Source organism: Gluconobacter oxydans DSM 3504 (assembly GCF_000583855.1).
GTDB classification, from domain to species: Bacteria; Pseudomonadota; Alphaproteobacteria; order Acetobacterales; family Acetobacteraceae; genus Gluconobacter; species Gluconobacter oxydans.
On record NZ_CP004373.1, the window covers coordinates 1,031,172 to 1,043,311 of the forward strand.

At 62.9% G+C, this 12,140-nt stretch carries 15 protein-coding genes; 7 read left to right on the forward strand and 8 right to left on the reverse strand.

Annotation, left to right across the window (positions count from 1 at the left end; all coding sequences use genetic code 11):
* Positions 1–35 precede the first annotated feature (35 nt).
* Positions 36–413: a hypothetical protein gene (locus tag GLS_RS04650; RefSeq protein WP_024716682.1), complete on the forward strand. Its 378-nt coding sequence runs from the start codon at positions 36–38 to the stop codon at positions 411–413.
* Between the two features lie 80 nt (positions 414–493).
* Positions 494–787, forward strand: a complete 294-nt coding sequence (locus GLS_RS04655; RefSeq protein ID WP_041111401.1) for a putative quinol monooxygenase — start codon at positions 494–496, stop codon at positions 785–787.
* Positions 788–789: 2 nt separating this feature from the next.
* Here the strand turns inward: GLS_RS04655 and GLS_RS12930 are convergent, their stop codons facing one another.
* Positions 790–1,347, reverse strand: coding sequence for a hypothetical protein (locus GLS_RS12930; RefSeq protein WP_148295891.1), 558 nt, complete (start codon positions 1,345–1,347; stop codon positions 790–792).
* Positions 1,348–1,380: 33 nt separating this feature from the next.
* Positions 1,381–1,959 (reverse strand): NUDIX domain-containing protein, encoded by a 579-nt coding sequence (locus GLS_RS04665; protein WP_041111402.1) that lies wholly within the window; start codon positions 1,957–1,959, stop codon positions 1,381–1,383.
* A 50-nt stretch (positions 1,960–2,009) separates the two neighbouring features.
* On the opposite strand from GLS_RS04665, the gene dinB reads away from it, so the two are divergent.
* The 4 genes from dinB (at position 2,010) to GLS_RS04685 (ending at position 5,528) form a co-directional block, all read left to right on the forward strand.
* A complete protein-coding gene (gene dinB, locus GLS_RS04670; protein WP_041111403.1) occupies positions 2,010–3,080 on the forward strand; it encodes a DNA polymerase IV in 1,071 nt (356 codons plus the stop codon).
* A gap of 105 nt (positions 3,081–3,185) precedes the next feature.
* Positions 3,186–3,620, forward strand: a complete 435-nt coding sequence (locus GLS_RS12935) for a hypothetical protein (protein ID WP_052327467.1) — start codon at positions 3,186–3,188, stop codon at positions 3,618–3,620.
* A gap of 127 nt (positions 3,621–3,747) precedes the next feature.
* Complete coding sequence (locus GLS_RS04680) at positions 3,748–4,941, forward strand: MFS transporter (protein ID WP_041111404.1); 1,194 nt, start codon at positions 3,748–3,750, stop codon at positions 4,939–4,941.
* A gap of 32 nt (positions 4,942–4,973) precedes the next feature.
* Complete coding sequence (locus tag GLS_RS04685; protein WP_041111405.1) at positions 4,974–5,528, forward strand: LOG family protein; 555 nt, start codon at positions 4,974–4,976, stop codon at positions 5,526–5,528.
* Positions 5,529–5,555: 27 nt separating this feature from the next.
* Here GLS_RS04685 and GLS_RS04690 read toward each other — a convergent pair whose 3' ends face one another.
* The gene (locus GLS_RS04690; RefSeq protein WP_041112666.1) at positions 5,556–6,032 is read right to left on the reverse strand and encodes a GAF domain-containing protein; all 477 of its coding nucleotides are present in this window, start codon (positions 6,030–6,032) and stop codon (positions 5,556–5,558) included.
* Positions 6,033–6,251: 219 nt separating this feature from the next.
* Between GLS_RS04690 and GLS_RS04695 the strand changes: the two genes are divergently transcribed.
* Complete coding sequence (locus tag GLS_RS04695; protein ID WP_041111406.1) at positions 6,252–7,727, forward strand: mannitol dehydrogenase family protein; 1,476 nt, start codon at positions 6,252–6,254, stop codon at positions 7,725–7,727.
* Between the two features lie 125 nt (positions 7,728–7,852).
* Here GLS_RS04695 and murA read toward each other — a convergent pair whose 3' ends face one another.
* From murA to GLS_RS04715, 5 genes are all read right to left on the reverse strand, one after another.
* Positions 7,853–9,109, reverse strand: a complete 1,257-nt coding sequence (murA, locus tag GLS_RS04700; protein WP_041111407.1) for a UDP-N-acetylglucosamine 1-carboxyvinyltransferase — start codon at positions 9,107–9,109, stop codon at positions 7,853–7,855.
* A gap of 38 nt (positions 9,110–9,147) precedes the next feature.
* Positions 9,148–9,699 (reverse strand): dCTP deaminase, encoded by a 552-nt coding sequence (dcd, locus tag GLS_RS04705; RefSeq protein WP_011252421.1) that lies wholly within the window; start codon positions 9,697–9,699, stop codon positions 9,148–9,150.
* 92 nt (positions 9,700–9,791) lie between these two features.
* A complete protein-coding gene (locus GLS_RS04710; protein WP_041111408.1) occupies positions 9,792–10,706 on the reverse strand; it encodes a DMT family transporter in 915 nt (304 codons plus the stop codon).
* A gap of 6 nt (positions 10,707–10,712) precedes the next feature.
* Positions 10,713–10,889: a hypothetical protein gene (locus GLS_RS13400; RefSeq protein WP_172492245.1), complete on the reverse strand. Its 177-nt coding sequence runs from the start codon at positions 10,887–10,889 to the stop codon at positions 10,713–10,715.
* On the reverse strand, positions 10,879–12,063 hold the full coding sequence (locus GLS_RS04715) for a glycosyltransferase family 4 protein (protein ID WP_041111409.1): 1,185 nt from the start codon (positions 12,061–12,063) through the stop codon (positions 10,879–10,881). The genes GLS_RS13400 and GLS_RS04715 overlap by 11 nt, the downstream gene beginning before the upstream one ends.
* Positions 12,064–12,140: the final 77 nt, after the last annotated feature.

Sequence of the window (12,140 nt, forward strand, 5' to 3'; positions counted from 1 at the left end):
CCCAACGGCCGGCACAATGCCGTAAAGGATGGTCCATGATCGTTCAGGACCATCCCCATTTCTGCAACATGCCCGAGGACATGCGGTATTACCGGCCGGAGCATTTCGGAGAAGGATTCATCGAGAAATCGATGGTCTTTCTTCTGCCTGAACGGCTGAAGAAGTTCCGACGCAACCTGTGGCATGTGCGGCGCAATCCCGGCGATGATGCAGTCTATATGCCGCTGTTCAGGGTGAACTGCATCCTGCCGTCCGAACCCGCACCCGCCGGGCTTCAGGGGCCGTTCGACGTCTATCCCTTCTATACCCGCACCACGAAAACCCGCAGCCGCGAGCTGGACTACTACGTCCTGTTCATCTTCCGCGACCGTATGTCCTGGATGCGCTGCAAGGCTCTGCTGGAGAAATCCTAGCCTCACGCAGCTGTGCCATTGCGGACCGGTCTTAACGGCTCAATGATAACGGACCTCCCAACAGCACGAGGTTCCGCGTCATGGCCAAGTCCCTTTACGCCACGCTCAAAGCGCTGCCCGGAAAGCGTGAAACCCTGCGCGATCTTCTGACGAAACTGGCGGGGGACGTTCGCGCCGAACCGGGCTGTGAGCGCTTCATGGTCTATACGCTCGCCTCGGATCCCGACCTGTTTCATGTGGAAGAAACCTACCGGGATGATGCGGCCTTCGAGGCTCACATGGCAACGGAGCACGGCAGGGTGTTCAACCAGACGATTACGCCTCTGGTCGAAGGTGGCGGATCGGAAGTCGTCTTTCTTGACGCCGTGATCTGACGCTATTTCAGGTACAGATAGAACGGGATGATCCCGAAAATTGCCCAGGCGATCATGAAGATGAACGGGGCCTGATGGGCGAAGAGCGCGCCACGCTGGGCACGGCGCATCATGTCGCGGGTTTCGTCCTCGTTCGGCGCCAGTGTGAAATCGGTCAGGTCCGGGCTGCGGGTGTGCAGATTGCGCTGTTTGCCCTCCCATTTTCCGATTGCGGCATAGGCCGCGCGGATGCCTGGCAGCGCCATCAGGGCGAGGACAAATCCCAGCAGCGAGAACAGGGGCGGCAGCAGGAGAACCATGCTGTCGCCCCATCTTTTTGTGGAGCCGGTCATGGCCGTCGCATAGGCGATGACGAGGAAGGCCTGCGACCCCAGAAGCGCCTGAAGGCGGCCGTTCACGACTTCCGTCTCGAACCGGATTTCCGAGCGGTAAAACGCCAGAAGCTCATTATCGGTCGGATGGCCGCGCGCGATGATCTGGCTGGTATCGGGAGACGGCGATGCGGTTTCGACCATCGGGACCTTCATGATGTGCTGGAGAACAGCTAGCGCCCCAGACACATCTCCGGTTCCGTGAGGTTGGGGGAAAACCCCTCAGATCAGCCCCTTTGCCCGGATCAGCGCAAAAGCGGCCAGCGAGACCATGCATTTCAGTTCGCCGTCTCGGATCATGGCTTCGAACGCGTCCAGCGTCATGTCGTGGCAGGTGATGTCCTCTTCCGTGGCTTCCAGATCCCTCTCGCCACGCGTCAGGTTGCGAGCCAGAAAGACATGGCCTTTCTGGTTCGAATAGCCTGCGCCCTGATACATGCTGCCGACATGGATCATCTCACCGGCACGCAGCCCGGTTTCCTCCCGCAGCTCACCCAGCGCAAGTTCGACCGGATCGACGTTCTCTTTCGTCTCCCACATGCCCATCGGAAGCTCCCACAGCCGCTCGCCCACGGGATAGCGGAACTGCTGGATCAGCGTGACCTTGCCGTCAGCGTGTAGCGGCAGGATCACGACGAACTCGCCACGCTCGACAATGCCATAAAGCCCCTGCTTTCCGTTGGGATGGACGATGATGTCCTCGCGCAGGGCCGTCCAGGGATTGCTATAGGCCAGCCGGGTCGAAATCGTCTGGAAACCGGCGTCCCTGCGGGCGTCTTCAAGGGTCGTGTCGGAGCTCATGGACGGATCCTGATCTTGTTTCGTTCTTCCGAATCGGCGAAACTTGCCTCATGGAGCAACGCCGGATCGTGCATATCGACATGGACGCATTTTACGCGTCTGTCGAACAGCGGGACGACCCTTCCCTGCGCGGCCGTCCGCTCGCAGTGGGCCGGGGCGAGGCACGGGGCGTGGTGGCCGCCGCAAGCTACGAGGCCCGCCGTTTCGGGGTCCGCTCGGCCATGCCATCGGTCACGGCCAAACGCCTGTGTCCAGAGCTTTTGTTCGTACCGGCGCGGTTTGACGTCTATCGCAGCGTCTCGGCCCAGATCCATGACATCTTCTCGCGCTACACGCCCCTGATCCAGCCACTGTCGCTGGATGAAGCCTATCTGGACCTGACGGACCATCTTGGCGCCTATGGGTCCGCCACGCTCATCGCGGATCGCATCCGCGCGGATATCTACGCCGAGACCGGACTGACCGCCTCGGCCGGCGTATCCTACAACCGGTTTCTGGCCAAGCTGGCCTCGGATTATCGCAAGCCGGACGGGCTTTTCGTCATCACACCCGCGATGGGGCCGGATTTCGTATCCGCCCTGCCCGTCGATGCGTTTCACGGCATCGGGCCGGCCACGGCGCGAAAAATGCGCGCTCTCGGCATTGAGACGGGAGCCGATCTGCGGGAGCGGGACATCGAGACGCTGACCCGGCATTTCGGCAAGGCGGCGACGTTCTATTACGGCATTTCGCGCGGGATCGATCACCGGCCTGTCGTCGTAAACCGGGAGCGCAAATCCCTCGGCACAGAGCAGACCTATCTTCGGGACCTGACATCCGAAACCGACGCGCATCAGGCACTGACACAGATCGCCGCCAAGCTGTGGGGCAGCGCCCAGCGCCGCCAGCTTCAGGCGCGGACGGTGACGCTGAAGGTCAAATATGCCGATTTCCGCCAGATCACCCGTGCCCGCACCCTGTCCACGCCGGTTCCGTCTGAAGATGTCCTGCTGGAGACGGGCCAGAGCCTCATGGCGCCGCTGTTTCCGTTCGTGCCGGGCGTACGGCTGCTGGGGCTGACACTGTCAGGCTTTCATGCGGCGGAGAGCCCGCCCTGCGACCAGATGGAACTGCTTTTCTAAGAGCACCCGGCGCTGTCCGGACAGAATTGCATTCTTTCCGGCGTCTGATGCGTTGGGGGTCAGCCTGTTCTGAACGGGCCTTTTTTCCACCGCATGGACCAACGCATGCCCCGCCCCACTTTCCCGGCCACTGTCCTGCTGGCGCCGCTCCTGATGATGGGAGGCTGTGCCTCCAGGACCGCTCTGTCGCCGGATTTCGAGAAAACCCTCTCCCGCAACCAGCAGGGACACCCCTTCTCCCCGGCCCGCAATTCGGTGGCGTTTCTGGGAGAGCCGGACCTGTCCTCGGCGCCCCCCGCGAACCTCGTGGGGACGTTGCATTACTGCCGGCAGAACGCCATGCTGACGGGAAACGAGACCTGGAGTCCCACCTCCCCCGTTCAGAACGACCGGGACTATGTCACGGGAAAACAGGGCATTCTTCAGGCCCTCAGCCTACGGACAGGACAGCGCGAACAGTATGCCCTGCCGTCCATGCCCCTACCGCTGCGCCAGACAGTCTGCACGTCTGTCGCGTCCCGTCTGCGTCAGCGCATTTAGCCTCTGATTCCGGACGATTTCACTCGCTATTGTGAAGTCCGGAAAGACACGGCCCCGTGACGGCCTCCCTCATCTGGCTTATGCCAGAGAAGATCTTTTTACAGCCAAGCCTCAGGAGAGCAGATCCATGACCGCGCAAGACACGCCGGCGGACTCACCGACGAAACGCGTTCTTGCCGTCGTCCTGTTCAATCTTCTCGTCTATATCGTGATCGGCCTGCCCAACGCCGTCCTGACGATTTTCGTCCATCAGGGACTGGGTTACAGCACGACCGTCGCGGGCATCACATTCTCGCTCCAGTATTTTGCGACCTTCGCGGCCCGGCCCTCCGCCGGGCGGCTGGTGGACCGGATCGGCCCCAAACCCGTGGTCATCGGCGGGCTCGTCACCTGTCTGCTGTCCGGCCTTCTGGTGACCGGATCGGGACTGCTCGCGGCCACACCGCTACTGTCGCTGGGTGTGCTGCTGTCCAGCCGCCTGCTGCTGGGATGGGCGGAAAGCTGGGCCGCGACCGGGGTGATCGTCTGGAACATCCGGCGTGCCGGGGCGGAAAATACCGCCATCGCCATTTCGTGGAACGGCATCTGCTCCTATGGCGGAATTGCGCTGGGTGCACCGATCGGGGCCAAGCTGTCCATGCTGGCCGCACCCTATGGCGGGCTGGTTTCGGTGGGTATCCTCTCGGTGGCCCTGCCGCTGTTCGGCCTGGCGCTGATCGGCTTCTACCCTGCCGTCAAACCCATTCCCTCGACCAGCCAGCCCATTCCTTTCTCCCGCGCGCTCAGACTCGTCCTCCCGCATGGTTCGGCCCTGGCGGCAGGGTCCATTGGATTCGGGGCAATCTCGTCGTTCCTGGCGCTGTATTATTCGGTGCTGCACTGGCAGGGCGCGGCGACAGCGCTGGCGGTTTTCGGATTCACTTTCGTCGTCATCCGGTTTTTCTTCGCCTCGCAGATCGCCAAGCGCGGCGGCGTGTTCGTGGCGATCGTCTCACTGCTGGTGGAAGCGCTCGGACTCGCCACACTCAGCGTGTTCCAGACACCCTCCGCCGCCCTTGTGGGCGCTGCACTGACGGGCGCAGGCTTCTCGCTCCTCTTCCCGGCCCTCGGCGTTCTGGCCGTTAACAGCGCGGGTCCGGAGAACCGCGGGGCAGCTCTGGGCGCCTATTCCATCTTCATTGACCTTGCCATTGCGTGCTCGGGGCTGTTTCTTGGACAGGTCATCGAGTTCGCCGGTTACAGGACAATGTTCGCCACCACCGCCATCTGCTGTCTGGTGGGTGTGCTGATCAGCCGTTCCCTGGGCCGCCGGACCGCGTGACGGATCTTCGTTTCAACATACACGGACCCGACATGACCATTCGTTCCTGCGCCGTCTTCTGTGGCTCCCGCTTCGGCAACTCCCCCGTCTATGCCGAAGGTGCAAAAGAGATCGGAACGGCCCTGGCGCGACACGGAATCACACTGGTCTATGGCGGCGGCCATGTGGGGCTGATGGGCACGGTGGCGGATGCGGCCCTTCAGGCGGGCGGCAAGGTCATCGGCGTCATTCCCGAATTCCTCCATGCCCGCGAAGTCATGCACAAGGGTGTGACGCAGCTTGAAGTCACGCCGGACATGCACACCCGCAAGGCCCGGATGTTCGAGCTGTCCGACGCCTATGCGATCATTCCCGGTGGTCTCGGCACGTTCGACGAGCTGATGGAAATCATGACCTGGAAGCAGCTCGGCCTGCATCAGGAGCCGATCTACATCGTCAATATCGGCGGCTGGGCCACGTCTTTGGTCAACACGCTGAATGATGCGGTCGATCAGGGTTTTGCGGACCCGTCGGCCCGCAAGCTGTTCACGGTCGTCGAGGACGTGCCGGAACTGATGAGCCACCTGTCCGTCAGCGTCCCGGCCTGACCCCGGCTGAGCGGGGCCAGTCCCCGCTCAACCTTCCAGTGTTGCCACGAGCAGACTGACCACCTCTTCCAGTCGTGTGCGATCGGCGTCAGAGAACCGGTCCTTTACGGGGCTGTCGATGTCCAGCACGCCCACGAGCGCGCCCTTGGCCACGACCGGCAGCACGATTTCCGATTCCGAAGCCGCGTCACAGGCGATATGTCCCGGAAACGCATGCACGTCCGGAACGACCAGCGTCTCCCGGTTCTGCGCGACCGTCCCACAGACGCCTCGGCCGAGCGGAATCCGCGTGCAGGCCAGACGGCCCTGAAACGGCCCCAGCACGAGCTGACGATCCGCCTCTTTCCACAGATAGAACCCGGCCCAGTTGATCTGCGGCAGGGTTTCGAACAGCAGGGCCGCGATATTGGCCATGTTGGCGATCATGTCCGTCTCGGTCTGCAGAACGGACCGCACCATGGGGACGAGTTCGTCCACGCTCAGACGATGGATGGGGGCACTCATGAGAAACTGTCCTGCAAAAAACGAAGAATGGGGCCGCCGATCATAGGACAGACGGGAAAAAACGGAAAAGGTCGCCATATTTATGGGAAATAACCATTTCCGCTAATGCTCGCGTATTCGGGAGAATTATTAGAAATAATTCACAAAATACAAAAACGGTTTCCTCGAAGGTGGAGGCTTCTAAAAGAAGCCGGTCCTTTCGCCTGAAAGATCCTGTCCATGATCCTGACTTCCCAGACCCTGTCCCACCTGCCGGACTCCATCCTGACGTCGTCCTACGACCGGGATGCGGTGACGCCTGGCATTGTCCATCTGAGCGTCGGCAATTTCCATCGTGCCCATCAGGCCGTCTATACGGACCGCGCGCTTGCGCTGGCGGGCCAGTCAGGCTGGGGCATTGTCGGGATGGGTCTGATGGACCATCCGGCGGAAGTGGCGAAAGCCGAGGCCCTGCATGCGCAGAACGGGCTCTACACCCTGCGCGAATGCCCGCCGAACCGGCCTGATACGGTCCGGGTGGTGAAGTCGCTGGTCGAATACATCCATGCCCCGACCGATCGTGACGCCGCGCTGAAGCGTCTGACGGACCCGGCCATCCGCATCGTCAGCATGACCGTGACCGAAGGCGGCTACTACATGGATGAGGCCGGACGGTTCATGACCGAACATCCCGCCATTGCCGAAGACCTGCACCGTCCGGTCCCGCACACGGCGTTCGGCCTGATGACCGAAGCCCTGCGCCAGCGCCGGGATGCCGGTGTTGCGCCATTCACCATCCTGTCCTGCGACAACGTTCCCGCAAACGGCGATGTCGCGCGCAATGCCGTGCTGTCCTTCGCCCGCCTGCGCGACGCGGAACTGGCGGAGTGGATCGAGGCCAATGTCGCCTTCCCGTCCTGCATGGTCGATCGCATCACCCCGGCCGTCCACCCGGCCGACGTGGCGCGTCTGGATGCACAGAGCGGGATCGAGGACCGCGTTCCCGTGTTCTGTGAGGACTTCATCCAGTGGGTTGTGGAAGACCACTTCCCGGCCGGACGTCCGGCCTGGGAGCAGGTCGGCGTGCTGTTCACGGACGATGTCGAGCCTTACGAACAGGTCAAGCTGCGGATGCTGAACGCGTCCCATTCCACGCTGGCTCTGCCGGGCGTTCTGATGGGATACCGGCTGGTCGATGAGGCCATGGGCGACGAACATCTGGCCGCCCTGCTGGAGCAGTTCCTGCGTCATGACGTCGAGCCGCAGCTCACCGCCCCTCCGGGCATCAGCCTGCCGGACTATGCCGCCCAGCTTCTGCAGCGGTTCCGCAACCATGCCGTCAGTGACCAGCTTCTGCGCATCACATCCGACAGCACGTCCAAGCTGCCGGTCTTCCTGCGTGCCACGGCCGAGGACATTTTGAAAAAGGCTCAGGACCCGCGCCGGATCGCTTTCGTCCTCGCCTGTTACTGTGCCTATCTGACCGGCCGCGATGACGTGGAAGCCACATTCGCCGTCACGGAACCGCGCCTCAGCGCCGAAGACCGCGCTCTGGCGCTGGACGCCAACCCCGCCAAGGCGCTGGAGATGAGCGTGTTCGCCGGGTGGGGCCTTGAGAACTCCGCCGAGTTCCTCACCCGCTTCATCCAGACCCGCGAAGACCTGAAAACGCGCGGTACGGCCGCCGTCCTGAAGGATCTGGTCGCAAACGTATAAAAGTTTTTGGTGAAGCTTTTTCCAAAAAGCTTCGAAGCTCTCCGCCTTTTTGAAAAAAGGCGGAACCCAAAAACTTTTATCCATTAAGCAGGGCAGCCCAATCGCCGGGCGCCCTGTTCTGCCTGTCAGTCTGAAACGCGGGCGATGTCGGCGCCGCAGGCAGCGAGCTTGCGGTCCACGCCTTCATAGCCGCGGTCCAGATGATAGATGCGGCTGAGCTGCGTCTCGCCTTCCGCCGCCAGACCCGCGAGGATCAGCGAGAACGAGGCCCGCAGATCGGTCGCCATGACTGGTGCACCCGACAGCTTCGGCACGCCACGGATGATGGCGGAACGGCCATGCACGTTGACACGTGCGCCCATGCGGTTGAGCTCCGGCACATGCATGAAACGGTTTTCGAAGATCGTCTCGGTGATCATGGACGCACCTTCGGCCACCGACAGCATCGCCATGAACTGCGCCTGCATGTCGGTCGGGAAGCCGGGATACGGCTCGGTCATGATGTCCACGCCCTGAAGCGTGCCGCTGCGACGGACCCGGATGCCCCGCGCCTCTTCCAGAACCTCGACACCCGTTTCTTCAAGCGTGCGGATCACGGCACCCAGATCATCGGCCCGTCCGCCCACGAGCAGCAGGTCACCGCCCGTGATGCCGGCCGCGCAGGCATAGGTGCCGCATTCGATACGATCTGGCATGACGGCGTAATGCGCGCCGTGCAGCTTCTCCACACCATCGATGACCAGCGTGCCCGAACCTTCGCCCGTGATCTGCGCGCCCATGGCATTCAGGCAGTGCACCAGATCGCTGATTTCCGGCTCACGCGCGGCGTTGACGATATGGGTGCGTCCCTTGGCCAACGTTGCGGCCATCAGCAGGTTTTCGGTTGCGCCCACACTGGCAAACGGCAGGATGATCCGGTCACCCTTCAGGCCGTCTGGCGCGGTCGCATTGATGTAACCGTTTTCCAGACGGATTTCGGCGCCCAGCGTCTCAAGCCCCTTGAGATGCATGTCCACCGGACGCGTGCCGATGGCGCAGCCACCCGGCAGGGAGACCTTTGCCTCACGGGCGCGGGCCAGAAGCGGTCCGAGGACCAGAATGGACGCGCGCATCTTGGAGACGATATCATACGGTGCCTCGACAGAGCCGATCTCGCCACCGATGGACAGCGTACGCGGCCCGGCATCCTCAACCGTGATGCCCAGCCCCACCAGCAGATCGCGCATCGTCTTGATGTCGGCGATGGCCGGCACGTTGGACAGCACCAGCCGCTCGGACGTCAAAAGCCCGGCGACCATGAGCTTGAGGCCGGAGTTCTTCGCTCCCCCGATCTCGATTTCGCCTGTCAGGCGGCGGCCACCGCGAATGATGAAACGGTCCATGGTGCGATCCTTGAGAAACAGGCCTTGAGAGCTGGGCTTTAGAGGCGGGGCGTGGTGACGCCGGACTGGCGCATGTATTTTCCAGCACGGTCGGCGTAGCTGACCTCACAGGGGCTGGCACCCTGGAAAAACAGGAACTGGCAGATGCCCTCGTTCGCATAGATTCGCGCGGGCAGCGGCGTGGTATTGCTGATCTCGATCGTGACCTGGCCTTCCCATTCCGGCTCAAGCGGCGTGACGTTCACGATGATGCCGCAGCGCGCATAGGTGGACTTGCCGAGGCACACCACCAGCGTGTCACGCGGGATACGGAAATATTCGACAGTATGCGCCAGCGCGAAGCTGTTGGGCGGAATGGTGATGTCGCCGGTGCGGGTCACGAAGCTGTTGGACGCGAAGTTCTTCGGATCGACGATGGCGCTGTCCACGTCGGTGAAGATTTTGAATTCTTCCGCCACGCGCGCGTCATAGCCATAGGACGACAGGCCGTAGGAAATGACGCCTTCGCGTTTCTGGGCCTCCACGAACGGCTCGATCATGCCTTTTTCCCGGGCCATCTGGCGGATCCATGTGTCGGGCATGATGGGCATGAAGGCACTCCTGAACGAGGGCGGTGCAAATCGCCCTGTGCGTCTAACCCACCTGCTCTAGCGAGCGATGAGCGATCACGCAATGTGTCGGATCAGTCATTTTTCGTGAGGGTCTGTGATGAACGTCCCAGCAGGGCTTCAAGCCATTGCGGGCGCAGTTCGCTGGTCAGCACGCCGCCCACGATCAGCATGGCCCCCAGCAGGGTCGCCGGGGGCAGACTGTCGCCCGCCAGCCAGCCGACAAGACCACCCCAGACCGGCTCTCCGGCATAAATCACGGCCGCCTTGGTCGGCGCGACAGATTTCTGCGCCCAGTTCATCACCACCTGCACCAGAGCGCTCAATCCACCCAGCGCGAGCGCGCAGCCGAACCAGACCCATGAGAACGCCGGGAGCGCCTCACCCGAAACCGGGACCATCAGCCCGGCGAAAAGGCTCCCGGCCAGAAGCTGCATGACCGTCACGCGCAGACTGTCCACGCCCCGGGCATAGAGGCTGATCAGCACGATCTCGACCGCGATGGCGATGGCCGCAAACAGCGTCAGCAGGTCCCCGCGCCCGAAGGACAGCGACAGCGCCGCTGGTCCCGCCAGACAGACCAGACCGGCAAAGGCCAGCGCAATCCCGAGCCAGCTCATCAGATGTGGCGGCTTGCGCAGGAACGCCCACTGAAAGATCGGCACCAGCGGCACATAAAGCGCCGTGATGAAGGCGGAGCGGCTGCTGGTAATGTCGTGCAGGCCAGCGCTCTGCAACACGTAGCCGGTTGCCAGCGCAACGCCGATCAGCGCACCTGCCCGCACTTCGCGCCAGTTGAAGTCCAGCAGTTTCCGTCCGGCCAGCAGCCCAACGAAAACCGCCGCCATCATGAAGCGGACGAAAACGAAAAAGCGCGGCCCGCACTGCTGCATGGCGATATGCAGCACGAGAAACGTCCCGCCCCACAGCACCGTCACGCCCGTCAGCGCCAGTTCCTGCGGCGAAGGCAGGGGAAAGCTGCGTTTCACAGACGCTCAGCGATCATCGGGGGAAGAAGCAGCGTCATCCTGCGGCCGCGCACGCTGCTGCTGCTTGCGCCGCATCAAATTGGCTCGGAGCGCCTTGGCCTCACGGCTTTCCCGCTCTTCCTTAGCCGCTGCGGCGCGGTCACGGACGATCTGTTCTGTCGGTTTTGCATCCTTACTGGTCATGGCTGTATTCCTCGAATGTCTCCCGCAGACGGGTGCCCAGAAGTTCGTCATACACACCCAGCGTGCGGGCCTGCATCAGCGTTGTCGTATAGTTGGCGACGGCATGGGCCCGGGCCTTTTCCGCCAGCCAGTCCAGCGCGTCTTCGTCCGTTTCCAGAACGCTTTTCAGCGCATCCGCCAGGGCTTGCGGATCATCGGGAGGCACGACCAGACCCGTCTCGCCGGGCAGGATCGTCTCCATCATGGCTCCCTGTGCGGTACCGATCACGGGGCGACCCATCATCTGCGCTTCCACCAGTGTGCGTCCGAACGGTTCGGGCCGGAGCGAGGGGGCCACGACAACGCTCGACAGTTCACAGGCAGCCGGCATGTCGGTGCAGGTTCCGGCGAAACGGACATGCTCTTCAAGGCCCAGTTCCCGCACGCGCTGTTGCAATTTACGGGAGAACTTCCGGTCGTTCTCCGGGCCGGCCAGAACGCAGATCCAGCCTGCGTTCATCCGCGGGCGCAGCAAACCCAGTGCCTCGACCAGAACGCCCTGCCCTTTCCATGCCGTCAGCCGTGCGGGCATGAGGATGATCCTCGCCTCGACAGGCACGCGCCAGGCCTCGGCCAGTTTCTGCACACGTTCGCCGGAGATCGTGCCGGGCGTGAACTCCTGCAGGTCCGCCCCGCGCGGAATGACGCGCAGGCGGCTTTCCGGCACGGCGTATTCGCTACGCAGGCGCCGGGCGATGAACTCCGAAATCGCAATAACCCGGGTGCCGCGCGCCAGTACGGAATTATAGAGTTTCTTGGGGCGCCATTTCGCCTCATGCACGCCATGCCATGTCGTCACGAGCGGGATGTTTTCCCGGCGGCAGGCGATCCATGCGGCCCAGGCCGGAATCCGCGAGCGGGCATGGACCAGATCCACGCCCTCGCTGCGGATGATGGCCTGCAGGTCCTTCGCCCGGCGCAGCACGGCGACAGGGGATTTCTTCTTCAGATCAAGCTCGATATGCCGCGCGCCGGCATGACGGAGCTGCACCAGCAGCCGGCCGGGGCGCGAGGCGACCAGTGCCGTGCCACCGCCCTGCGTGATCGCTGCGGCAATCTCGACAGCCCCGCGCTCCAGCCCGCCGGTGCCCAGCGCCGGAAGAACCTGAAGGATGACGGGAGAGCGATCGGTCATGACGGTCGGAGGTGGCCTGTTCCGGGAAGATATTTGTGAACGAAAACAGCCTGTAGCCGGGTCTGAAGGCGCTTCCC

Bases quoted from the DNA above. Each gene is read 5' to 3' on its own strand.
- GLS_RS04650 (WP_024716682.1), top strand. From the start codon at position 36: ATGATCGTTCAGGACCATCCCCATTTCTGCAACATGCCCGAGGACATG.
- dinB (WP_041111403.1), top strand. From the start codon at position 2,010: ATGGAGCAACGCCGGATCGTGCATATCGACATGGACGCATTTTACGCG.
- GLS_RS12935 (WP_052327467.1), top strand. From the start codon at position 3,186: ATGCCCCGCCCCACTTTCCCGGCCACTGTCCTGCTGGCGCCGCTCCTG.
- GLS_RS04655 (WP_041111401.1), top strand. From the start codon at position 494: ATGGCCAAGTCCCTTTACGCCACGCTCAAAGCGCTGCCCGGAAAGCGT.
- GLS_RS04680 (WP_041111404.1), top strand. From the start codon at position 3,748: ATGACCGCGCAAGACACGCCGGCGGACTCACCGACGAAACGCGTTCTT.
- GLS_RS04715 (WP_041111409.1), bottom strand. From the start codon at position 12,063: ATGACCGATCGCTCTCCCGTCATCCTTCAGGTTCTTCCGGCGCTGGGC.
- GLS_RS04690 (WP_041112666.1), bottom strand. From the start codon at position 6,032: ATGAGTGCCCCCATCCATCGTCTGAGCGTGGACGAACTCGTCCCCATG.
- GLS_RS04685 (WP_041111405.1), top strand. From the start codon at position 4,974: ATGACCATTCGTTCCTGCGCCGTCTTCTGTGGCTCCCGCTTCGGCAAC.
- GLS_RS13400 (WP_172492245.1), bottom strand. From the start codon at position 10,889: ATGACCAGTAAGGATGCAAAACCGACAGAACAGATCGTCCGTGACCGC.
- murA (WP_041111407.1), bottom strand. From the start codon at position 9,109: ATGGACCGTTTCATCATTCGCGGTGGCCGCCGCCTGACAGGCGAAATC.
- GLS_RS04695 (WP_041111406.1), top strand. From the start codon at position 6,252: ATGATCCTGACTTCCCAGACCCTGTCCCACCTGCCGGACTCCATCCTG.
- GLS_RS04665 (WP_041111402.1), bottom strand. From the start codon at position 1,959: ATGAGCTCCGACACGACCCTTGAAGACGCCCGCAGGGACGCCGGTTTC.
- dcd (WP_011252421.1), bottom strand. From the start codon at position 9,699: ATGCCCATCATGCCCGACACATGGATCCGCCAGATGGCCCGGGAAAAA.